General features: G+C 36.8%; 27 protein-coding genes and 1 pseudogene. 5 read left to right on the top strand and 23 right to left on the bottom strand.

The genetic code is table 11. The annotated features are described in order from the left end of the window. Positions 1-47 precede the first annotated feature (47 nt). From adhE to ACKP2L_RS03255, 12 genes are all read right to left on the bottom strand, one after another. Positions 48-2,753, bottom strand: coding sequence for a bifunctional acetaldehyde-CoA/alcohol dehydrogenase (adhE, locus tag ACKP2L_RS03310; protein WP_439425954.1), 2,706 nt, complete (start codon positions 2,751-2,753; stop codon positions 48-50). 176 nt (positions 2,754-2,929) lie between these two features. Next, positions 2,930-4,129, bottom strand: coding sequence for an acetate/propionate family kinase (locus ACKP2L_RS03305; RefSeq protein WP_439425953.1), 1,200 nt, complete (start codon positions 4,127-4,129; stop codon positions 2,930-2,932). A gap of 6 nt (positions 4,130-4,135) precedes the next feature. Then, positions 4,136-4,942, bottom strand: a complete 807-nt coding sequence (locus ACKP2L_RS03300; RefSeq protein WP_439425952.1) for a DNA methyltransferase — start codon at positions 4,940-4,942, stop codon at positions 4,136-4,138. Between the two features lie 172 nt (positions 4,943-5,114). Next, the gene (locus tag ACKP2L_RS03295; protein ID WP_439425951.1) at positions 5,115-5,552 is read right to left on the bottom strand and encodes a competence type IV pilus minor pilin ComGF; all 438 of its coding nucleotides are present in this window, start codon (positions 5,550-5,552) and stop codon (positions 5,115-5,117) included. Between the two features lie 164 nt (positions 5,553-5,716). Then, the gene (locus ACKP2L_RS03290; protein ID WP_439425950.1) at positions 5,717-6,139 is read right to left on the bottom strand and encodes a prepilin-type N-terminal cleavage/methylation domain-containing protein; all 423 of its coding nucleotides are present in this window, start codon (positions 6,137-6,139) and stop codon (positions 5,717-5,719) included. After that, a complete protein-coding gene (gene comGC / locus ACKP2L_RS03285; protein WP_439425949.1) occupies positions 6,126-6,437 on the bottom strand; it encodes a competence type IV pilus major pilin ComGC in 312 nt (103 codons plus the stop codon). The genes ACKP2L_RS03290 and comGC overlap by 14 nt, the downstream gene beginning before the upstream one ends. Next, a complete protein-coding gene (locus tag ACKP2L_RS03280) occupies positions 6,437-7,480 on the bottom strand; it encodes a type II secretion system F family protein (RefSeq protein WP_439425948.1) in 1,044 nt (347 codons plus the stop codon). The genes comGC and ACKP2L_RS03280 overlap by 1 nt, the downstream gene beginning before the upstream one ends. Further along, complete coding sequence (gene comGA, locus ACKP2L_RS03275; protein ID WP_439425947.1) at positions 7,413-8,399, bottom strand: competence type IV pilus ATPase ComGA; 987 nt, start codon at positions 8,397-8,399, stop codon at positions 7,413-7,415. Before comGA ends, ACKP2L_RS03280 begins: the two co-directional genes overlap by 68 nt. Before the next feature lie 69 nt (positions 8,400-8,468). Next, entirely contained in the window at positions 8,469-9,560 is a 1,092-nt protein-coding gene (locus ACKP2L_RS03270; RefSeq protein ID WP_439425946.1) for a SepM family pheromone-processing serine protease, read from the bottom strand. Beyond that, positions 9,547-10,029: a pantetheine-phosphate adenylyltransferase gene (gene coaD, locus ACKP2L_RS03265; RefSeq protein ID WP_439425945.1), complete on the bottom strand. Its 483-nt coding sequence runs from the start codon at positions 10,027-10,029 to the stop codon at positions 9,547-9,549. The genes ACKP2L_RS03270 and coaD overlap by 14 nt, the downstream gene beginning before the upstream one ends. 4 nt (positions 10,030-10,033) lie before the next feature. Beyond that, the gene (gene rsmD / locus ACKP2L_RS03260; protein ID WP_439425944.1) at positions 10,034-10,600 is read right to left on the bottom strand and encodes a 16S rRNA (guanine(966)-N(2))-methyltransferase RsmD; all 567 of its coding nucleotides are present in this window, start codon (positions 10,598-10,600) and stop codon (positions 10,034-10,036) included. 1 nt (position 10,601) lies between these two features. Then, positions 10,602-11,843, bottom strand: a complete 1,242-nt coding sequence (locus tag ACKP2L_RS03255) for an FtsW/RodA/SpoVE family cell cycle protein (RefSeq protein ID WP_439425943.1) — start codon at positions 11,841-11,843, stop codon at positions 10,602-10,604. A gap of 54 nt (positions 11,844-11,897) precedes the next feature. Here ACKP2L_RS03255 and ACKP2L_RS03250 point away from each other — a divergent pair, with 54 nt between their 5' ends. Further along, positions 11,898-12,392, top strand: a complete 495-nt coding sequence (locus ACKP2L_RS03250) for a ribonuclease H family protein (protein WP_439425942.1) — start codon at positions 11,898-11,900, stop codon at positions 12,390-12,392. Between the two features lie 14 nt (positions 12,393-12,406). On the opposite strand, the gene ACKP2L_RS03245 is transcribed toward ACKP2L_RS03250, so the two are convergent. The 4 genes from ACKP2L_RS03245 to ytpR form a co-directional block, all read right to left on the bottom strand. Further along, positions 12,407-13,921 carry a peptide chain release factor 3 gene (locus ACKP2L_RS03245; RefSeq protein ID WP_439425941.1) on the bottom strand — a complete coding sequence of 505 codons (1,515 nt, stop codon included), beginning with the start codon at positions 13,919-13,921 and terminating at the stop codon, positions 12,407-12,409. A 47-nt stretch (positions 13,922-13,968) separates the two neighbouring features. After that, on the bottom strand, positions 13,969-14,694 hold the full coding sequence (locus tag ACKP2L_RS03240; RefSeq protein WP_439425940.1) for a Bax inhibitor-1/YccA family protein: 726 nt from the start codon (positions 14,692-14,694) through the stop codon (positions 13,969-13,971). A gap of 65 nt (positions 14,695-14,759) precedes the next feature. Beyond that, on the bottom strand, positions 14,760-16,058 hold the full coding sequence (gene murC / locus ACKP2L_RS03235; RefSeq protein WP_439425939.1) for a UDP-N-acetylmuramate--L-alanine ligase: 1,299 nt from the start codon (positions 16,056-16,058) through the stop codon (positions 14,760-14,762). Between the two features lies 1 nt (position 16,059). Then, positions 16,060-16,680, bottom strand: coding sequence for a YtpR family tRNA-binding protein (ytpR, locus tag ACKP2L_RS03230; protein WP_439425938.1), 621 nt, complete (start codon positions 16,678-16,680; stop codon positions 16,060-16,062). A 38-nt stretch (positions 16,681-16,718) separates the two neighbouring features. Between ytpR and ACKP2L_RS03225 the strand changes: the two genes are divergently transcribed. Further along, on the top strand, positions 16,719-17,051 hold the full coding sequence (locus tag ACKP2L_RS03225) for a hypothetical protein (protein WP_439425937.1): 333 nt from the start codon (positions 16,719-16,721) through the stop codon (positions 17,049-17,051). On the opposite strand, the gene trmB is transcribed toward ACKP2L_RS03225, so the two are convergent. From trmB to ACKP2L_RS03210, 3 genes are read right to left on the bottom strand one after another with little or no spacing between them, the layout of a single operon-like run. Beyond that, positions 17,052-17,711: a tRNA (guanosine(46)-N7)-methyltransferase TrmB gene (trmB, locus tag ACKP2L_RS03220; protein WP_439425936.1), complete on the bottom strand. Its 660-nt coding sequence runs from the start codon at positions 17,709-17,711 to the stop codon at positions 17,052-17,054. After that, positions 17,695-18,753: an ABC transporter permease gene (locus ACKP2L_RS03215; protein ID WP_439425935.1), complete on the bottom strand. Its 1,059-nt coding sequence runs from the start codon at positions 18,751-18,753 to the stop codon at positions 17,695-17,697. The genes trmB and ACKP2L_RS03215 overlap by 17 nt, the downstream gene beginning before the upstream one ends. Beyond that, positions 18,746-19,480 (bottom strand): ABC transporter ATP-binding protein, encoded by a 735-nt coding sequence (locus ACKP2L_RS03210; RefSeq protein ID WP_439425934.1) that lies wholly within the window; start codon positions 19,478-19,480, stop codon positions 18,746-18,748. Before ACKP2L_RS03210 ends, ACKP2L_RS03215 begins: the two co-directional genes overlap by 8 nt. 38 nt (positions 19,481-19,518) lie before the next feature. Between ACKP2L_RS03210 and ACKP2L_RS03205 the strand changes: the two genes are divergently transcribed. The 3 genes from ACKP2L_RS03205 to ACKP2L_RS03195 all read left to right on the top strand — a co-directional run bounded on the left by ACKP2L_RS03205 (position 19,519) and on the right by ACKP2L_RS03195 (position 21,272). Continuing rightward, positions 19,519-19,941 carry an HIT family protein gene (locus tag ACKP2L_RS03205; RefSeq protein ID WP_439425933.1) on the top strand — a complete coding sequence of 141 codons (423 nt, stop codon included), beginning with the start codon at positions 19,519-19,521 and terminating at the stop codon, positions 19,939-19,941. Between the two features lie 9 nt (positions 19,942-19,950). Next, positions 19,951-20,166, top strand: a complete 216-nt coding sequence (locus ACKP2L_RS03200; protein WP_439425932.1) for a hypothetical protein — start codon at positions 19,951-19,953, stop codon at positions 20,164-20,166. A gap of 77 nt (positions 20,167-20,243) precedes the next feature. Beyond that, complete coding sequence (locus tag ACKP2L_RS03195) at positions 20,244-21,272, top strand: peptidylprolyl isomerase (protein ID WP_439425931.1); 1,029 nt, start codon at positions 20,244-20,246, stop codon at positions 21,270-21,272. 89 nt (positions 21,273-21,361) lie between these two features. Here ACKP2L_RS03195 and ACKP2L_RS03190 read toward each other — a convergent pair whose 3' ends face one another. The 4 genes and pseudogenes from ACKP2L_RS03190 to infC form a co-directional block, all read right to left on the bottom strand. After that, positions 21,362-21,442, bottom strand: coding sequence for a hypothetical protein (locus tag ACKP2L_RS03190; protein ID WP_439426192.1), 81 nt, complete (start codon positions 21,440-21,442; stop codon positions 21,362-21,364). 90 nt (positions 21,443-21,532) lie between these two features. Further along, positions 21,533-21,928, bottom strand: a pseudogene (gene rplT, locus ACKP2L_RS03185) (50S ribosomal protein L20); the annotation flags it as partial. 18 nt (positions 21,929-21,946) lie between these two features. Then, the gene (gene rpmI, locus ACKP2L_RS03180; RefSeq protein ID WP_439425930.1) at positions 21,947-22,144 is read right to left on the bottom strand and encodes a 50S ribosomal protein L35; all 198 of its coding nucleotides are present in this window, start codon (positions 22,142-22,144) and stop codon (positions 21,947-21,949) included. Then, the gene (infC, locus tag ACKP2L_RS03175; RefSeq protein WP_439425929.1) at positions 22,125-22,652 is read right to left on the bottom strand and encodes a translation initiation factor IF-3; all 528 of its coding nucleotides are present in this window, start codon (positions 22,650-22,652) and stop codon (positions 22,125-22,127) included. Before infC ends, rpmI begins: the two co-directional genes overlap by 20 nt. Positions 22,653-22,795: the final 143 nt, after the last annotated feature.

The raw sequence follows: 22,795 nt of genomic DNA, 5'->3' as shown, positions 1-22,795 counted from the left end.
AATGTAACAAATAAAAAACAAACCAATAAGGTTTGTTCAAAAATCAGTTAAAACTGATCGATCAATAATTGACGTATTTCTTTAAGACTTGGCTGACGCGGATTACCGGCCGTGCACTGATCATCGTAAACTAAATCTACTAATTTATCCAAGGACTTTTGAAACGTTTTTTTATCAACACCGTTAGCGCTTAAAGTATATTTAACATCCAAAGCGTCCATTAATTGATGGATCTTGTCTATTAGTTTCTTCACCAATTCTGCATCAGTTTTTCCAACTAAACCAATGTGGCGCGCGATATCAGCATAATCCTTTTGGGCAGTATAAACTTGATATCTCGGGAAAGGCGTTCTTTTTACGTTACCATCGACAGCATTAAAAGCGATAACATGCGACATTGCAATGCTGATGGCAAGACCGTGAGTTAAACCGAATTCACCACCCGTTTTGTGGGCCAGAGAATGATTTAATCCAAGAAAAGCATTTCCAAAGGACATTCCAGCTAAAGTCGATGCGTAATGCATCTTTTGTCTGGCTTCACGGCCACGGTTAGTAGGATGTTTTGGATCATAATTATAAGAATCTGCCAAGTTATCAAAAATCAATTTAATGGCCTGCAGAGCCCAAGGGCGGGTAAATTCCGAACTCATGACACCGACATATGATTCAAGAGAGTGAGATAAAGTATCAAGACCCGAAAGTGCGACTGTTCGCTTAGGAACCGTCATCACCAAGCCAGGGTCAACAATAGCTACTTGAGGAGTCAGCTCATAATCAGCCAAAGGATACTTTACATGAGTTTCATCGTCGGTAATGACCGAAAATGGTGTTACTTCAGACCCGGTTCCAGACGTGGTCGGAATGGCAACGAGTTGTGTTCGTGTTTGATGATTAAACTTAACGATCCTTTTACGGATATCCATGAATTTCTGCTGCAATCCCTTGAACAGTTCTTTGATAGCATCGATATCATCAAGGAAATCTTCCGGCTGATCCTGTAGAGAATATTCGTAAAGAAAACGAGAGATCTTTGCAACATCAAGCGGTGAACCGCCGCCTAAAGCAACGATCGTATCCGGATCAAATTCTTTCATCTGTTTAGCGATTTCAACAGCTTGGCTTAAGAAAGGATCAGCTTGAACAGAACTATAAATGCTCGTCTTAACTTGGTCGGTACGCAGAGCAAACTGTTCAAGAACTCGATCGACGAAACCATATTTGACCATAGATTGACCTGTAATGATAAAAGCTCGATCGACTTTAGGAAGCTCTTGCAAGTAAGTTATTGCATTTTTCTCATAATAAATATCTTTTGGCAATCTAACCCATTGAGGGCGATTACGGCGCAAAGCTACTGTTTTTATATTTAACAGATCATAAGTTGACAAATTATGAGATAGAGAATTCTTGCCCCAAGATCCGGTTCCTAAGGTCAAACTTGGACGAAGAGCATCAGTGTAGATATCACCAACACCACCGATCGAATCAGGCTGATTGACCAAAATTCTTGAAACTCCAATGGCATTTGCAAACTCTTTGATAAAAGGATCTGCCTGAGAACCGATCTGAATGGCCGCATTGTGTCCCGCGCCCTGATAATTCAACAAACGATCAACGACTTCGATCGCTTCTTTACGATCTTTGACCTTATAAATAGAAAGAAGCGGGCTTAACTTTTCAGAAGAAAGTTTTTCACCGATATTGTTTTTATCTAGTTCAAATAACAGAACATCTTTGCCCTCCGGCAGGGAAATACCAGCTTTTTGAGCTATCCATCTGCCGCTCATACCCGCAACCGGACCGTTAACGGAATGATTTTCATTGAAGACGAAATCAGCTATTTTTTTATATTCGGACTTAGGTACTAAATATGCCCCCTTCTCTTGCATAAGAGCCATAAATTGATCATAGACACTCTCATGAACGACAGCCGAATTTTCAGTCGCACATATCATACCGTTATCAAAACGTTTGGAAAGAAGCAGGTCCTCGACTGCACGCCTTATTTTTGCGGTTTGATCAATGTATATGGCACCATTACCTGCACCAACGCCCATAGAAGGGTTTCCAGATGTTAACGCGGCATGAACCATAGCCGGTCCTCCAGTAGCTAATATAGAAGCAATTTTAGGATTTCTCATCAAAGCTGTCGTATTGTCTAATGAAGGATGGTCTATCCATTGTATAAAGTTTTCCGGTGCCCCAGCCTTTCGTGCCGCTTGGTAAACAATCTGTGCAGCAGCTACAGAACTTTTTTGGGCTTGGGGATGGAAAGAAAATATTATTGTATTACGTGTTTTCGCGGTCAGCAAAGATTTAAAAATCGTTGTCGATGTAGGGTTGGTCGTTGGTACGATGCCCGCCAATATTCCAAGCGGCGCAGCCAGCTTCACACTGCCAGTGACAGGATCTTCACTGATGACCCCAACCGTTTTGTCATTTTTAATCGAATTATAAACAGATTCAGATGCAAATCGATTTTTAGTATCCTTGTCTTCGATGACCCCTCTTCCAGTTTCATCATAAGCAAGGTGAGCAAGTTCAAGAGCATGTTCAGATCCAGCTAAAGCCATCGCTGCAACTATTTTATCGATCTGCTCCTGCGAATAACTTTTGAATTCCAGTAAGGCCTGTTCCGATTTATCGACCAATTCAGAAATATATTTTTTCGCCGTTTCTTCCTTTAAAAGTTTTTCTTCTGGGGAAAGAACTTTTTTTTGCGTCTTCACGACCTTTTTAGTTTCAACTGCCATAACCCCTCTTTTAATAAGTTCAATAATTCAAACGAGATCGATACTATGATTGTTTGTGAACTTATTAACATATTTAAATTTACACCGGTCAAAAACAAAAGTCAATAATTTTGTAATTTTTTTCACAATATCACAATAAAAAAAGCTCTAATCAATAAATTAGAGCTAAAAAATCTTTATTTTGCCTGCATCAAATTTTCAACATCACGAGCGATTTCCAACTCTTCGTTAGTTGGTATCATAAGCACCTTGATTTTAGAATCTTCTGTAGAAATGAGAGTATCTTTGCCGCGCTGCTCGTTTGCCTCTTGATTCAGTTCAATACCCAAGAACCGCAGTTTTTCAACGACCATTTTCCTAATAGGAACTGAATTTTCACCAATACCAGCAGTGAATACGATCGCATCAGCACCCTGCAATTCAAAATAATAGCGGCCAATGTATTCAACAACACGATCAACAAACATATCAACTGCCAATTTAGCATGATCATTGGTATCATAAACATCAAGTAAATCACGCATATCAGAGGAAATAGTAGAAATACCCAACAAGCCCGATTTATGATTCAAAATATTAAGAATTTCTTCATCGCTAAGACCCTCTTTGTTTTTAACGTAATCTACCAATGAATAGTCAACGTCGCCCGAACGAGTGCCCATTATAAGACCAGCAAGCGGACTGAATCCCATCGATGTATCAAATGATTTACCGTTTTTTATTGCAGCAACTGAAGCACCAGCCCCAAGGTGAAGAGTGATCAGCTTTAATTGATCAAGGGGTTTATTCAAAAACTTAGCAGCCTGTTCCGATACATATTTATGTGAAGTTCCGTGAGCCCCGTAACGGCGAACACCGTATTTTGTGTAGTATTCGTAAGGAACTGCATAAAGATAATTTTCTCTAGGCATCGTTTGATGAAAAGCAGTATCGAAAACTGCAACTTCAGTCGCATCGGGGATGATCTTAGAAAAGGCCTTGATCCCTAATGCATTAGCTGGATTATGTAATGGGGCATAAGAAGCTAATCTCTCGATTTTTTTAAGCACTTCATCATTAACAAGGACTGATTTATTGAACCATTCGCCGCCGGCTACAACACGATGGCCGATACCTTTAATGTCATTAAAGTCTTTAACTATGCCCAATTCCTTGAACTGATTAAGCATTAAGTTGATAGCCTGTTCATGATTATCAAAATGCTTGCGTTGCTTATGCTTTTCCCCGTTAAATTTGATCGTTACATTATTATCTTGATCCAAATCAACGCCGATACGCTCAATAACACCTTCGGCGATAACGGATTCCTCCGGCATTTCGAGTAATTTAAATTTAAGCGATGATGAACCAGCATTAACAGCTAAAATTTTTGTCATAATACCTCACAAATTATCCTTTTTCCAATCGTCTAATTGATTTAGAAAATCAGAAAATTCTTTCTTTTTAGTAAGTTCCGGTATCTGTGCCAACAGCACTGGAGCCTTTACTTTTTTATTATCCCCTTTTCGCCTTAAAATGAGAAGGCTAGAAGCTGTTTCTCGATGCTTAAAGAGTGTCTGAGGCAGTCTGATTATCGACAAAAGATCAAACAAATCATTTGTTTTAATAAAATCAAGAAAAGTGCTTGATTGCAGATCAACATCATTAATAACCAGCAAAGATACACCGTCTTGCCTTAAAAGATCTAATTTTAAAAAACTATTTAATTCCTTTTTGAAATCAATTCCCAAAAAGCGGGTCAAAATAAGGTCATATTGGCTGCTTTTTTTAAAGGACTGACCAAATAAGGCTGCTAAAGCAGGCAGGTTTTCGGTGATAGAACTTGAATCAGAATCAATAAATAATCGACTTTCAAAATGGCTGCAAACCTGAAAGGCGAAATCAGGAAAAGAGATGCTCGGTGAATAAACACTGCTGTTGTCAGCGATAAAACCAAGCCTTCCTAAAACAACAGCTGCTAAATCACCAATAACGGGAGGGGTGATCCTATTTTCTATGTCGATATCACCAACAAACTTTCTTGCAATAAAGAGATTGAATGCGGTTACTAATTGTTTTTGATCATACTTTTTGAAATCACTCTGCTTTATATTTTTAACTTCCCTGAATATAGAAGAAATATTTTTTATATTTTTTGGGAAAACAGCATCTAATTTATCAACTATTTGAACTAAAGGCGAATTCTGCATAATTCCATATTAGATACTTTATTCTTTTACAACAAGTTTTATTTCGTCTTTTTTGTATTTTTCCGAAATTTTATCCAAGGATCTTTTTTGATTACTGCCGATTAATAAAGACGAAAGGGCAAGACTCGTAAAAGCAAAAAGAATTATCAGCGATGCTGCAAATACAAAAGATTTATTTCGGCAAAACATCTGTCCTCCGTTTTTTTATCATTAATCTATTTTGAAATGTTGTTCCATCCAAAAATTCCACTAATATATTCAATCGATCGTTGATACTAAAAATTTTAAAACGCTTCACATTATCGATCAAAGGCATTGTTCCGCCTTCGCTGGTCGTCATTTGAACAGAAGCTTTTTTAAAACGAAAATAACTATATGTATCTTCGTGACCATTTGTTAAAAAACGAATTTTTTGATCTTTATCACTCCATTCCGTTTTCCCATACCTATCCTCAATTTTTAAAATCATCTGGTGGTATTCGATAAAATAAGAATTTTTTTCTCTTTTTTTAAAATTACTAAACGACAACGAGAATATTGACAAAATTGCTGCAAAAATAGATAAGCTGATCAAAATTTCAAAAATCGTAAAAGATTTGATCCTAGTCATTGAAATATCGTTTTTCCAGGTTCGTTCTATTTAAAATTACTTTCTTTTCTGCGTTTTTTATCAATCTTGCTTGCGATATTTGTATATCTGCAAAGAACACGACCGCACTGCTGCAAAGAGCCAGAGCGGCTAACGATTCAAACATCACAAAAGAAGCTGTTTTTTTACTTTTCATATTTTTCAAACCTATAATTTCCGAATCCAAGCGAATAAATTATTGAAAATTCTTTTTTGTTATTTTTGCTATTAAAAAAATCGATCGTCGTTGGCATCACGTATCCGTTCTCTTTAAGATGAATATTTGTGTTTTTAGTTTTATAGTCTTTTGGCAGCTTAAGAATAAATTCTCGTCCATTTTTATTTTTAAAGCTAATATCGTTAACATTAAAATAAAAAATCGTATCATCTGATTTTTCTCTGCTTATTGCCTGCGCTAAGGAGAAGAAAGTTTGAAACTCTCTTTTGAAACCAGAGTAGACATGGTTTTCGTTTTTGACTGCAAATAAAAAAGTTAAGGATACAAGAATAGAGACGATGAATAAGGTTATCACCGACTCTATCAAAGTAAAAGACTTACTTGCTGACATCAGTCCCGCTTATTTTTATGCCGATATCCTGAGCTTTTTTTGCTTGTTTATCAGTCAAATACTTATTGCTGACTAAATCTGCATAAGTTACATCAGAATCATCAGTGTCGTTTTCATATAAATTAACTTGAGTTTGTATCGTTGAAACCATTGCATCTGATTGAGTCGATGCAGCTTTTTGGCGTTGACTGTTAAGATTCGGCAGAACAAGCATCATCAGCAAGCTGATAATGAACAGCACTATTGCCATTTCGATCAAAGTAAAACCGGGTTTTCTCTTAGATAATATTTTTTTCATTAATTCATTCCTCCTAAAGTTTGGTACATAGGCATGAGCATAGAAAGATATAAAACTAAAATTCCTATACCAACGATGCCGAAACTGATCGGCTGAATAAGACCGATCAATCGTTCGATGTTTTTCATCAATTTTTTATACGTGATTTCGGAGTAGCTTTTTAAATTTTTTTCTAAAAGTTTCTTTTCTGAACCCTGTGAAAAATAAAGAAAGATCGTTGGATCAAGAAAAGGCAGGCTGTTGAAAAATCCTTTAAGGCCCTCGCCTTTTTTCATCGAGATAAGCATCGCTTGAGCGAACTCTTTTTCAACCGTATTCTGTCTTTGTTTAGAAACATCCTGTGCTATTTGACTAAGCTGGAGTCCGGAAGAAACAAGCATAGAGAGCTGGGCAGAGAGTTCGTAATTTACGAGCAAACCGATAGTTTTGCCAAAAACAGGTATTCTAGAAAGCAAATTTATTTTGTTTAAACGGCTTTCTTTTGAAAATCGTTTTAAATAGAAAAATATAAACAGAAAAAAAGAAATAGCAGTCAGAATAAGGAATGATTTAAAAAAGCGGCCAGATCCGCTGACTTGTCCAACTGTCCAACTAGCAAAAATCGGCATCATAAAAATTTTTACAGCTATAAATAACAAGGTCAGCAGAATAATTAAAATGATCGGATATTTCAAAACTTGTTTGATCTTAGCCTGCTGGACCAACCTCGCTTGTGCGAACTCAGCGATTTGGATCAGAGATTCTTCCAAATGACCATAATGACCAGCCATGTTTATTTGAAAAGAAAAAGATGGATTTATATAATTTTCGATCGCTTTTTGAAAACTGGCACCGCCAGACAGTTTCTTATCTATATCGAAGATCCAACTTTTTGATTTTTGTTCACTAATATTACTGATAAAGCTGATAGCTTGATTTATTGAATAACCGGATTTTATCAATTGGCCAAGTAAAGAAAAAAATTCAACTTGTTCTTTACGCGATAATTTTAAGATATTTTTCGCAGGTTTCTTTTGAAATTTGTTCTTTAACCAAAGCTTCATTTAGTATTTTCTCCCATTCATCAGAAAAATCACTGTCTTTGCGCAGATCTTCATTAGAAAATAAACCACCAGCATCCATCCAATCGACCAAAGCAGCTAGCGACCCGTTTCTTTTTTTGATCAAGCGTTGATAGATAGATAATTTAAAAACTTGTTTTAATATCGTTAAATCGACTCCCAGCTCTAATAAACGGTTTTTGACTGCCAGCGGAGAATTAGCATGGATGGTTGAAAAAACCAAATGCCCGCTTAAAGCAGCTTGAACAGTAGCCTGAGCGGTTTCTTTATCACGAATTTCTCCAATCATCAAAAGATCCGGATGATGACGAAGAGCAGCTTTTATTAAACTTATATAACCCATATTTGCATCGTTATTTACTTGCAGCTGCAAAAGGCGTTCATCTCTGACTTCAACCGGGTCTTCAATAGTCAAAACAAGTTTTTTTCGACTAAAACTGCTTATTATTTGATGGATAGTGGTAGATTTTCCAGATCCTGTAGGACCAGCGATCAAAACCAAACCTTGTGTAGGAATTTTATTTTTAATTTTGATCAATTGGTCTTCGTTCAGCCAATTAAGCTGGATATTCGCCTTATCATAAAGAAGCCGGATAACCATGGTTTCTTGATTTTTAAAATCAGAAACTGTTGAAATGCGTAAAGCAAGCTCTCCTGACTCTATTAAAAAATCGATCGAACCGACTTGCGGCCGCCGATTTTCAGTTATATTCATTTGTGCCCTAAATTTTAGGTAACTAAAAAGTTTTTCAGCAACGGAAAATCTTATCAAGCGATAATTAAAAACATCCTGTCCATCGTGAAATTTTATTTTGTAGTTTTCTTTTTCAGGGAGAAAGTAAACATCAGAAATTTTTCTGTCAAAAGCGTCTTGAATTATTTTTTGCAAATATTTATTCATAATCGTTCAAAAAATATTACGTAAAAAAGGGTAAATAAAAAAATCCAGTTCAGGATTTTTTTAAAATAATTATTTAGTGTTTATTCTTTTGCCGCTGGTCAAATAGTTTAAAGCGTCATTGAAATTTCTTACAGGAATAAGAGTCATCTTAGGAGCAAAACGTTTTTGAGCGCGCCTTGCCTGCTGCCAATTAGTTAGCGGGGCATTTTTATTTTTGTTCAAGGACGATGTGTCATATGGAACCAAAAATATTTTAGATCCAGCACGCTTAGCAGCAATGATTTTTTTGTCGATACCGCCGATTTCACCAACTTGACCGTTGCTTTGAATCGTCCCGGTACCAGAAATATTTCTGCCCCTTTTCAAATCATTGCCGCTCAGCTGCGAATAAAGCTGAAGAGAAAACATTAAACCTCCAGAAGGGCCAGAAATACCTCCTACATCAACGTTGACTTTTGGTTTAGTCGTTATTTGAACGTCATCGACCAAAGATATGCCGATCCCAGTTCTTCCCTCAGGATATTGACTATTTTTAGTCCCGGGTAAACGAATAGTCTTGCCTCCGGCAGTCAAAGTTTTGCCATCGCGCAGGATCGTTAATTCGACCCTGTCGCCGGCCTTTTTATCAGCTAAATAATTTTGATAGCCATAGGCGTTCTCAAAATGCCGGTTATCAACACGTGTGATGGTATCGCCGATCCTTAATTTTTTAGAAAAATGGGATTTCGGTTCTATTTGAGCAACATAAATACCGCGATAACTGCTTCTAAGATCAGACGACTTTCCGGCCGCCTTGAATGCCACTTGCTCTGCAGCTAAAATAGCGCTCTTCATCTGGTATTGGCTGATCATTTCATAAACACGGTCACTAACGTTGCCCTGAACATCTTGGCGGTTCTCAACAGATGACGTTGGGTCAAAGTGGCTTTTGATGATAGAGAGACGATTTGCTGGATAAAGAAAAACAGAGACAAGTCTCAATTGACCGGATCGCCTGTCCCTTTTTCCGTCAACTCTGACAAAACGCGAAATATCGTCGGCCTCTCCCGGAGTTTCGATATAGGCATTAACAGGTCTTAATAAATAAATGCCTGCCGATATCACTAAAAATAGCGAAATCAGAAAAGATATTAATATTTTTATAAATCTATTTTTTTTCATTAACTTTGGTCTCTATTAATTCAGCCACGTTTTTTGGCACAAAATGACTAATGTCAGCCCCAAACTTAGCAACTTCTTTCAAGCTGGACGATGAGATATCTTGATAAACAGCTTTCGACGGCAGCAAGACAGTTTCAACAGATCCTAATCGATGATTTATTTCAGCGATATCTCGTTCGTATTCATAGTCTCTAACGTTTCTGATGCCGCGAATTATAACTGTTGATCCTATTTTTTTCATAAAATCAACCGTTAATCCCGGCATTCTTTCAACTGATACATTTTTTAAATCAGCGATATTAGATTTTATCAAAGAAATTTTTTCCTCATCAGAAAACATTGAATGCTTGCTTGTATTTATCCCTACCGCCACGACTACCTGTTCGAATATTTCAGACGCTCTTCGTATGATATCTAAATGTCCAAACGTCAGCGGATCAAAAGATCCAGGTACTAAAGCCTTTGTCATTGCTTTAATTCTCCTTCATATGGAAAATGGTCAAATAAGTTATACCGTATTTTTTTTTCGTATATAACTCAAGAAAATCAGGAATATTGCCATTCAAAGAATTATATCCATGCAGATCACTTTCACATGCGATCATAGCACCTTCATTAAGAAGATCTCTTTTTTTCATTTCTAAAATATCATTGATCATATGCTGTTTTGCATACGGCGGATCCAAAAGTACGAGATCAAAACGTATTTTCTGCTCAGAAAAAAAATCTAGTGCCTTTGATGCAGGTGCCTTTATTATTTCGAATTTTTTCTCTTGGTGGGTAGAAGAAACATTTTCTTTAATGACTTCGATAGCTGGACGGGCATGATCGACCAAATAAGCTTGCCTGGCTCCGCGTGATACAGATTCTATACCCAAGGCGCCCGAACCCGAATAAAGGTCTAAAACGATCGCATTATTGATATAGGCTTCGATGATCGAAAAAAGTGCCTCTTTTACTTTATCTGTTGTCGGCCTTGTTAACTTAGACGGCACCATTTTTAAACGCATGCCGCGATTGAATCCTGCGACGACTCTCATATTATTTTGTGCTCCTATCAGTGTTTTTGGATTTTGGTTTTGCTTTTGCATGTTTATGAAAATTTCTTGAGATCAAAAGTACGATCCCGATAGCCGTTGAACTTATCAAAGCTGAAGATCCACCGTAAGAAATAAAAGGAAAAGTCACTCCAGTCATAGGAAGTGATCCAATTATACCGCCAAGATTAACTAAAGCCTGAACGAAAAAATACGAGCCAATGCCATAAAGAACCAAGCGTTGATAATTATCATTGACCTGAAAAGCTAAATAAAAGATCCTTCCGATCAAAATAAGCAAAATGCCGATTATGATCGCCAAGGAAATAGTTCCAAGTTCTTCGACTAAAATAGCCATTATAAAATCAGTATTGGCTTCAGGCAGATACCCCATTTTTTCGATCGAATTGCCTAATCCGACTCCGAAAAGCCCGCCATGTGCAACAGCGTAAAAAGAATGAACTAATTGAAGAGAAGCGCCTCGTGTGTAGTCCCACGGCCTTAAAAAAACCAGCAGGCGGAGAGCTTGATAATTATGTTTGAGAAAACCCTGCGGCAGGATGTTTAAAATGAGCGGCAAAGATATATAAGCTGAAACCGAAGCTAAAATTATCAAAAAAGCTGCAATCGGTTTGATACCTGAGGAAAAAATTATAACAAAAATCAAAAACAAGCATATCAAAGCATTCCCTAAATCAGGCATTATCAAAACAAAGAACAAATTTATAAAAATAAATGCTAATTGAGATCTGCGAAAACCAAATATCTTTTTCTCATCATTACTTTTTTCTAATAATATCCTGCCCTGCTGTTTTGAAATGATCTTATCTTTGAAATCTGCCTTAGACATTTTTTCAGAGGCCAAAGCCGATAAATAAAGAACCAAAACTAGTTTAAAAAGTTCTGCCGGCTGAACATTAAAAAAGGAAAAATTTATCCAGCCATGAGCCCCGGTACCAGGAGTCGGCGGAGCTAAAAATCTAGCGAAAAAAAGCAGAAATAAAGTTAAAAACATAAATACAGAGTTTGTTTTGATAGAAGACAGCCAAGACAGTTTGATAAAAAAACAAATTACTAAGGATGTTAAAATTCCGATGATCACAAAAATGAATTGATGAAATAAAAAATTAAAAGCACCGCTGGGGAAATTCGAAGAAGCAGAAAAGACCATCAGCACTCCAATAAAACTAAGTATCAAAAAGGGCGAAAAAATGAACCAGTCAATTTGTCTAACGATTTTATTCACTCGTTTATTTTATCAATCTAAATAATTAATTGAAAATATGGCAAGATAATATATATGGTCGAATCAAAAATAAAAGTATACACTGATGGCGGAAATCGAAATCGGGGCAATAAGGCCGGCCAACATGTAAAAAGCGATGATCTTTCAGCTTGGGCCTATCTGATAGTATATGACGGCAAAGAAATAAAAGATTCTGGTTTTGCTTTAGGAGCAACTAATAATGCAATGGAATTAACAGCCGTCGGCAAAGCTTTTAGAAAAATAACCAGCCAAACGGAACTTGCAAATAGGCAAATCGAACTCATAAGTGATTCTCATTACGTTTTGGATCCAATGAGCAAGGGATGGCTCGAAAATTGGATCAAGAGCGGAAAAGAACGGCCAAACTGGAAAATGTGGCAGACTTTATACCCAATGTATTCTGAATTAAAAGATCATCTTACTTTAAAATGGGTCAAAGGTCACGACAAAACAAAGGGAAATTTACGCGTTGATGAAATGCTGAACCATCAAATGGATATAAACAAAGACAAAATAAAACAGCATTAACACGCTGTTTTTTCTTACATTTTTCTTTGAAGGGCAACTTTAGGATATTTATCTTTAAACCAGTTCAAGGAAAACTGGTTTTCAAACAAAATGACCGGATCTCCAAAACGATCTCTGACCAGGATAGAACGACTGGTGTTCATGCTTTCGTCAACATCATTCGGATCTAACCACCGTGCTATTTTTTTACCCATCGGCTCAAATACGACCTGAGAATTATATTCGTTTGCCATCCTAAATTGAAAAACTTCAAACTGTAATTGACCGACCGCGCCAATGATATATTCTTGGCCATGAAACGATTGGAAAAGCTGGACTGTACCTTCTTGAACCAGCTGATTAATTCCTTTATGGTATGATTTTTGTTTCATTACATCTTTAGCGACGACTCGGCTGAACAATTCAGGAGTAAAAGTAGGCAGAGGCTCGAACTCGACTCTTTTTTTACCCGTGTATATCGATTCGCCTACTTGAAAATTACCAGTATCATAAAGACCGATTATGTCCCCAGCAACAGCATTTTGAACCTGTTCCCGCTCATCAGCTAAAAATTGAGTGACATTGTTCAATTTTATTTTTTTGCCGTTAGATGCTAAAGTCACTTCGATTCCGTGACTGAATTGGCCGGACACGATCCGAACAAATGCGATTCGATCACGGTGGTTAGGATTCATGTTAGCTTGGATCTTAAAAACAAAACCGGTGAAACGATCATCTTGCGGTTCGATTTTTTCTTCATTGACCGTTTGCTTAGCAGATGGAGCTGGAGCATACTTTAAATAATCTTCCAGCAATTCCACTACACCGAAATCAGCTAAGGCAGAACCGAAAAAGACAGGGGTCTGCTTGCCAGACTTGATTTTTTCTTCATCAAAATGATTGCCTGCATCTTTTAACAATTCGATTTCTTCCATTGATTCATCAAAAACACTTTGATCAAAATCTTTAGTTCCTGCATATTTGACCAAACGATCATTCTGCAAATCGTAAACACCTTGCAGAATTTGTCCAGAACCTACTGGCCAGTTGATCGGACAGGCTTCAATACCCAGAGTTTTCTCTAATTCGTCAACTAGATCAAATGGAGGACGTCCGTCACGATCTAATTTGTTAAAAAAAGTAAATATTGGAATATGCCTTTTAGATACAATTTGGAATAATTTTTTGGTTTGAGGTTCAATACCCTTGGCAGAATCAATGACCATTATGGCAGAATCAACTGCCATAAGTGTTCGATAAGTATCTTCAGAAAAATCTTCGTGTCCCGGAGTGTCTAAAATATTGATTCTTTTGCCGCCGTAATTAAATTGCAAAACCGAGGAAGTAACAGATATTCCACGCTGTTTTTCTATTGCCATCCAATCTGATGAAGCTAGTCTGGATGAGCCTCTTCCCTTTACAGTTCCAGCTTGTCTGATAACACCGCCATGCAATAAAAAATGCTCTGTTAAAGTAGTTTTACCAGCATCAGGATGAGAAATAATCGCAAACGTAACTCTATTTTTAAATTCTTCTTTAAAATTTGTCATAAAAAAACCGCTACCCAATTATAGCGGTTTTCATCAAAATTACAAAATCAATTATTACGCGGGCTTCCAAAAATCCTGAGCAGATATATAAACAAGTTAATGAAGTCCAAATAAAGACTTAGCGCTCCTGAGATAGCCAAGCCATTAACAGCATCATTTCCTTGTCCTTGAAGTGAATAATAAAGATGCTTTAAATTGTTATTATCATAGGCAGTAAATACACTGAAGAGAATAACACCAAAGAAAGCCATGATCAGGTTAAATCCAGGAACAAAGAGACTGATAATCAGTCCAACCAGCATAGCGATCAATCCGCCAAAAAGAATAGGTGCAAGCCCCGCAAGATTCCTCTTAGTCAATAAACCGTAGGCTGCCATAGCACCAAAATCGACGACCGCAACGAGCAGAGCAGATACTACCGACTGCAGATCAAATATAACGAACAGCATACCGAAGAAAATTCCTTCAATAACTGAATAAGCTAATAATCCGCCAAATGCCAAGGCTGGATTTTTTAGACTATTGCGTCCTATCAAAAAAACCACACCAAGTTGAACGATCGCTAACAGCAGCCATGTCAAAGTTCCATTAGAAGTATAGAAAGTCGAGAATTGCTGCTGTAAAGGATAGGCCAAAGCATAAGCAAGACCAAAAGTTATCAACAGAGCAGAGCCCATGTAAGCGTAAGTTCTTTGGAAGAATGCGGCTAAACCTGATTCTTTATTGGAATCAGTGACGTCTTTAACGATTCGATTGTTTGAAAAGTTTTGCATTCCAACCTCCTTGAAGTATATTATAACAGGATTTTGATCGACTGACTATTACTGACCTTTAAAAATTAATCTTTTAATTTATCCTCATATTTTTCTATATCACCAGCACCCATGAAAACTAAAACAGAATCTTTTTCTGGGCTGAGCTCTTCTTTAACATTATTTTCGGTAATTATAGATCCGGCATTCGGCAATTTATTTAAAATGTCTTCGCTTTTAACATCACCGTTTTTTTCTCTCAATGAACCAAAGATAGGTGTTATAAATACCTTGTCTGCGGCTTTTAAGACGTTAACGTATTCGTCTTTAAATGCCCTTACGCGGCTATAAGTATGCGGTTGAAAAACAGCAACGATCCTTTTATCTGGAAATTTTTGCCGGGCTGCGTCGATCGTAGCTTTGATTTCGTTTGGATGATGAGCGTAATCATCGATCAAGGTGAAACCGGCAAAATGATGAATATTAAACCGCCTTTTAACACCCGTATAGCTCAGCAAAGAATCTGCAATGTCCTGCTCTGATATTTTTAAATACTCAGCTACGACAATTGCTGCCGTCGTATCGATAAGACCGTGCTCACCCTCGATTTTTGCAAAAAATTCTTCAGATCTTTTACCGTCGTGAACTATTTTAAAAGCAGTCCCTGAGGTCTTTTTTTCGATATCAGTAATATAAAAATCATCGGAGGGCTTAAAGCCGAATGTTTTTATCAAGGCTTTCTTTGGTTTTAATCTTTTTATCTCTGAATCTTCGCCGTAAGCAAAAATAATTTTATTGACCTTATCAGCGAATTCTGAAAACGCTTTAAAGACGTCATCTTTATCACGATAATAATCAGGATGGTCCCAATCAATATTAGTTATTACAGCAATATCAGGAGTATACGTGGAAAAATGACGCCGATATTCGTCAGCCTCGACGACAAAATATTTTGAATCAGCAACACCCTTTCCGACACCATCCCCGATCAGATAGCTGGTCGTTAAGCGGTCGGATAAAATATGCGATATCAAACCGGTCGTACTTGTTTTGCCGTGCGTTCCGGCGATCGCGATCGATGTATGCGATCTTATAACTTCTTCTACAGCCTGCGGATAACTCAGAACTCGATCACCCAGACGTTTTGCTTGAACAACTTGCGGGTGATCGACTGAAAAAGCATTTCCGCGGATGACGACCTGATTTTTTTTAATATGATCAATATTAAAATCAGTTATCTTAATACCTTCTTTGATAAGCGGAAATTGCGTAAAGGTTTCTTTTTCAATATCAGACCCGGAAACTGCATTGCCCTGATCATGCAATATCCGGGCAAGACTTGCCATACCAGTCCCCTTGATTCCAATGAAATAATAATTTGTCATTTTATTTATCAAACTCCAATTGATCTCCCTTGGCAAAATCAAATGCTTCGCCGACTTCACCGAAATCATCGGGCAATACTATCATACCTGGACGATCAGGTGCATTTTTCAGCCCTAGTTCCCTTGGTGCTGCCATCATTCCGTAAGAATCAACTCCCCTTAATTTTCCGGGCCAGATCATCATCCCGGATGGTAAGATAGCACCCGGCAAACAAGCGACGGTTTTGATCCCCTCTTTGATATTAGGACTGCCAGACACGATCTCAACGATTTTGCCGGCGGCGATCTCAACTGAAGCGATCTTTAAATGATCAGATTTTGGATGGTCTTTGATCGACTCGACATAGGCAATAACGAATTTAGGAAGTTCATCTTTTTCCAAAAGATCCTTAAACCCGGATTCAACTATTTTTTTATTTAATTTTTTAATTTTATCGGTATCCAAAAAAAGCGGACCAGATCTCTTTATTTCGAATAAATCGAAATTTGGGAAATTATAGGCCAGCGTTTTGCCATCTTTATATATTCTGACAATACCTTTTTTTTCTTCAAAATTTGATTCAGCTTCTTCCGGAGCCAAAAAAATCATAAGTGTATTTGAGTTGTAATCAGCAACGAGCATAAGTATATATTAAAACAAAAAATCATATAATTAATCTAATGACAAATAAAGCAATTAAAATCACCGCAGTTCTAGTCGGTATCGTCACAGGTACCGCTACTGCTTCAATATTACTCAGACAAAAAATAAGGCAAGAAAAAAGTCAGCATTTTTTGGATGCTTTAAAGGAATATTTTAGTAAAGACGGGAAGATCAAAAGTGCTTGGATATCCGAAAATACTTTTTCAGATCAAGATTTTCCAAAACGAAAATTGTATAAGGGCGGTTTGATATTAGAATCGCTCAAAAAAGAGCCTGATCAAAGGATCGATTTTTTAGTTGACGCAAAAGACGGCAGCATCGTTAAAGAAAGCAAAAAGATTCTGTCTTGATCAAAAGCTGACCTCGACCCAAAATTCACGCTGCCCCATGTCCGCAAATTTTTTTTCATACTCGCTTTGTACATTATCCGGCTTTTTTTGTAGTTCATGGTGGAGATCATAACTTATTTTGTCTTTTGACCAATTAAGTCCAAAATCACTGAAACTAGCCAAAGAATATTCAAATAAACCTAAATTATCGGTTTTTAATTCTAAAGTTCCCTTTTGGCAAAGAATTTTCCTGTAGGAACGCAAAAAAGTTCGGTAAGTCAAACGCCTTTTTTCGTGCCTGCTTTTCGGCCAAGGATCACTATGATTCAAAAAAATTCGTTCGATCTCTCCATCAGAAAAATAATTTGATAAATCGGCACCATCACCTAAGATAAACTTTAAATTTTTTGGTTTTTGTACTGATTCGACCGCATTTTTAGCAGCTATTGCAACAGCTGTCGGCTGAAGTTCCAAACCTATATAATTGATTTTTTCATGTCTGATGGCGTTTTCAAAAATAAATTGACCCTTGCCGCAACCAATTTCCAAAAAAATAGGATAGTCATTATTGAATATTTTTGACCACTTGCCATTGTTTGCTCTGGCTTGATCAGCAGAAAATATCAAATCTGAATGTTTTTCTATAAAGGGACCAGCCCATCTCTTACTTCTTAATCTCATGTTTCGATCCTACTAAATATGGCAGGTATTTTGCAATAACTAAATAATCAACCAAGAAAATGATCAAAAACCAGTAAGCAACCGCGGTCGTTTGATAGCGTACAAGGATAAGCACCAAATAAATAAAAGTGATCGTTGAAAACAACTTTATGGATAATAATTTAAAATCGGCCATTTTTTTTACACTATCGGATGGATAAACCCTTACCATGATCTGACGGTCAAAATGTTTAAAAATCGGACTGATTTGGAAAGCGGCAGCTAATAAACCAATGATAGAAAAAATCCCAGCTAATAAAAGGTTACCCGAAAAAAATACAACTGAATAACAAACTAAATTAGTCAAGATCAAAGACGACATCAGCTGCCGTCCGCGAAAAGCATAGCGAACAAATAATATCCAATAGAAGCTTTGATTATATGTTTGGAAAAAATGAACGATGAACTCCCAATTTTTAGAGGGCCTGGCTTCAGTTTTCGTTCCGATCAAATCAGTAAAAAAACTAAAAAAATAATTCAAGCGGTTGACTCTTTTTTCTTCTACAAAAATCGCGTACTGCCAATCAATAAAATCATCACCCGTTATTTTTTTATATTTTCGATAAATGATAAGAAATTTTATAAAAATAAATACAAGACAGTAAAATACCCAAACAAAAAAATTAGTCAAGATCAAAAAAATCGGTAATAAGACCAAATTTGCAGCAGCTTGTATCAATCCATTAAAAAGAAAAGATTTTCTTAACTGGAAATTTAAAAATTTTTTTAAGGGTACAAGATCGGGATTTAAAAATATCTCATCTGCTGTTTTTAAGTGACTGGCAAAATCTCCAAATAAAGTCATGATAAAACTGTAGATGATCATTAAAAACCAGATGTCAGGAAAATCAGCAATAGATGATAAATAGTGTAAATATTGATAACCGGCAAAAGTTATTACGATAAACAAAAAGCCAATGAATTGTTCGTTGAAAACACGCGACAGATAAAAACTATTTTGTTTGTTCTCTTTTACCAATCTTTGTTCAAAAATTTTATTCATGTTCGATTTCATCTGCGATCTTAAAATAAATATCACTTAATTTGTTAGTACCCGGAAAAGCAGCAAAAATATCTGCAACGGTCCCCTGTGCACGAATTTTTCCGCGATCAAGCAACAGAAAATCATCGACTAGGTCTTCGATACCTTCAACGGAATGTGTACTCATAAGAATCGTCGCCCCAGCCTGTTTGCGTTCTTCTAGCAGATTGATCAAATCCCGCATAGCCAAGGGGTCCAACCCTATAAAAGGCTCGTCAATAACTAAAAGAGGCGCGTCAGTCATCAAAGCACAAACTATCATGACTTTTTGCCGCATGCCCTTAGAAAAATCAAGCGGAAACCAATCGAGTTTATCGGATAAGCGAAAAATAGATAATAATTTTTCAGCTTTATTCCAAGCCTGATCACGGTCTAAATGATAGGCTGCAATAGTTACTTGCAGATGCTCCCTAAGAGTGAGGTCATCATAGACCAAAGGCAGCTCTGGAATATAAGCCAAATTTTTTCGATATTTATAAGCATCTTTTTCAAGATCGATTCCGTTAAAACTTATTGCACCTGACTTGGCCCTCATCAAACCGATAATATGGTTGATAGTAGTCGTTTTCCCTGACCCGTTCAATCCGATCAGAGCTGTTGCTGTTGCGCTGGGAACTTTAAAACTTATGTCTTTGAGGATCTCGGTCTGGCCATAACCGCCGATCAATTTTTCTACTTTTAATGTCATTTGTTCATTTAAATTTTAACAGACGATATAATAAAAATATGGCAGAAGATATATTTGATAAAATAATCGAAGGAAAAATACCAAGTTACAAAGTTTATGAAGATGATGACGTGCTGGCTTTTTTGGATATATCGCAGGCTACTCCCGGACATACGCTTTTGGTCAGCAAAAAACACATTGACAATATTTATGACTACGACGATGAATCGGCTAAAAAAGTATTAACCAAGATACCGATCATTGCCAGAGCTATAAGAAAATCTAATCCAAAAATAATCGGTTTGAATATTCTTAATAATAATGGCCAAGCAGCAGGACAATCTGTAATTCATACGCACTGGCATTTTATTCCGCGTTATCAAGATGATAAATTAGATTTCCCGCCGACCGTCGATAATTCTGATAAATATGATGAGGAAAAATATCGAAAAATAGCTGAGTCCATTAAAAAACAATTTTAAAAGGAAAAAATGCTCAAGTTTATAATAACGATCAAAGAAAATTTCAAATTGCTGAAAGAAATTTTCGCCGGCATATCTAAATTGAATAAAGAGTCAAACGCTTTAAAAAACCAGCTGCCGAGAATAAGCAATGATTTAAACCAAAAACAGTTAAAAATAAAAAGAAATCAGGAATTGTTAGAACGAGATCTAGCAGAGTTAAAACAGGCCCTAAACAATAAGTAAGGTTTGTTTTTTTATTATATTTGAGTTAAAAGACAACTTTCGTTAAACTATAATAGTTACATTTTCACGGAGGCAACATGCGTAAATACATCTGGGCAGCCATTATAATTATTTTTTTGGGTGGCAGCGCCTATTTAGCACTAAATTCAACTAAAGTATTAGTTTCTTCACGTGCTGGAGCTATAACGGAAAACCAGTACATGTCATCAGTAACAGCTACATCAGCTGGTCAGCAACTGTTCGTTTCGATGGTCATGAACAAATCGTTAGAGCATTCTTATGGAAAACAAGTCAGCAGCACTGATGTTGATAAAGCATATCAACTGCAAAGGGTTCAGTACGGATCACAATGGTCTGCTTTTTTAAGCCAGCAAGGTATCAGTACCAGTCAGTTCAGAAACCAGTTAAGAACTCAAATGCTTTTGATCAAAGCTGCGACTAAGCACCATCATGCCAGTCAGTCGCAGATAACGAGATCATACCATCAATACACACCAACGATGAACACATCGATAATCGTCAGCAGCAGCCGTTCTAATGCAGAAAATGTATTAAACGATTTAAGAAATAATCACGCTGATTTTGCGTCATTGGCAAAAAGACGTTCAATAGATAAAGTTTCTGCTGCTGACAACGGACGTATACCGGCCTTTGATTCGGCTTCTAATTATATTTCATCAAAAATCATTGATGCAGCTAAAAAACTGAAAGTCGGTCAATATACCGAAAGCCCTGTCGAAATAAATTCGCAATATTTCATCATCAGACTTGATTCGCGAGCAAAGAAAGCTTCGATGAGCAGTTATAGAGATATTTTAAGAGAAAAGATCGCAGGCGATTGGCTCAACAATGCAAGCGATACAAGTCGGGTACAACAAGTTATCGGCGATGTTCTGAATGAAAATAACGTCCAAATAAAAAGCAATCAATATCCAGCTTTACAAAATGCATTAAACCAATATTTGGTAAGCAATAGAAATACGAGCAATAGTACTAGTTCGGGTTCCAGTTCCAAGGCGTCTAGTTCTAGTAAAACTAATTCCTCATCAAGTAAAAACAGCTCATCTTCTTCTCAAAGATCCAGTTCTTCATCCAGTTCAAATTAAAAAATATAATTTTATTAAAAAATCCGACCTATTCAAACAGGTCGATTTTTTATTTAACAAAAAAACAGCTGAATGAGCTGCTTTAAATTTTATTTAATTAGTCCAAGCAAATCAGCTTTTTTAGCGCTGGAAGCATATTTAATTCCCTTAGAATCAAGATATGCTTTTATTTCAGCAACAGTAGATTTAGAAGTTGGTTTTTCTTCATCTTTATTTGAAGAATTATTTGATCCATCCTTCTTTTCAGATGCTGCTGGAACAACTTTTATTTCACTTTCAAGCGTTGCGGCTTTACGTGCTGGAGCTTTTACTTGACTTTTAGCTGTTTCAGCTAAGTTAGAAAAAGTCACAGAATCCGAAATAGCTAATTCTGCCAAAATCTTACGATTTAAGTTGATACCGGCAAGTTTTAACCCATGAACCAACTGAGAATAAGAGATGCCATTCATTCTGCTTGCAGCATTGATACGGGCGATCCAAATTTTACGAAAATCACGTTTAACGTTTTTACGATCACGGTAAGAGTATAAATATGATTTCCAAACTTGCTGTTTGGCAACTTTAAAATTGATATGTCTTTGGCCACGATATCCTTTGGCCAACTTGATTACTTTTTTACGCCGAATACGCGTAACATTTGTTCCTTTAACTCGCATGTTTTCTCCTTGACCAAATTATAGGTTGCTTAAAATTTTTGCATAACGCTTAACGTTATTTTTATGCATCATTGCTGTGCCACGTAATTGACGACGCTGTTTCTTTGTCTTTCCGTGGAAACGGTGGGAAGTAAAGGCTTGTGCCGACTTAAATCCACCTGAAGCAGTTTTTTTGAACCGTTTTGCTGAAGCACGATTAGTCTTCATTTTTGGCATTTTCTTTCTCCTTCAGTTTATTCTTCTTTTCGGATTGGACTTTCTTAATGACCTCCGGCTTTGGCGAAAGCAATAGAGACATTTGACGTCCTAACAGCTTAGGCATTTGGTCAATATTAGCTAGATCTTTTAACTGATCAGCCATTTTCATCAAAACATCACGACCAACATTTTGGTGGGTCATCATACGTCCGCGAAAACGCAAATTAAGCTTAACTTTGTTACCAGCAGTTAAAAATTTGGTAGCAGCTTTCTTACGAGTTTCAAAATCGCCTTCCCCGATAACGGGACTTAAACGTACTTCCTTAATTTGAACGATAACCTGTTTCTTTTTATTCTCGCGAGCTTTTTTCTGCTGCTCAAACTTAACTTTACCCCAGTCCATAATACGTGCAACAGGTGGCTGAGCTTTAGCCTGAACGATGACCAGATCAAGATTTCTTGATTCGGCTATCCTTTGGGCTTCGCGAGTATTAATAACCTTTTTAGAACCATTGTCAATCAACATAACTTCTCTAAAATGAATATTGTGATTGACTAAATCGATTTGGCGCCTGGGCCTTTGTTGTGGTCTTGCTATAAGAAAAATCCTCCATTTTTTTAGTAGAAAAAAGCAGGTCCGTAAAATACGATAAAACCCGCCTCCAAAAT

Source organism: Oenococcus alcoholitolerans (assembly GCF_051852995.1).
Lineage (GTDB): Bacteria > Bacillota > Bacilli > Lactobacillales > Lactobacillaceae > Oenococcus > Oenococcus alcoholitolerans.
The sequence above is the reverse complement of the archived record's forward strand: the minus strand, read 5'-3'. Positions and strand labels throughout refer to the sequence as shown.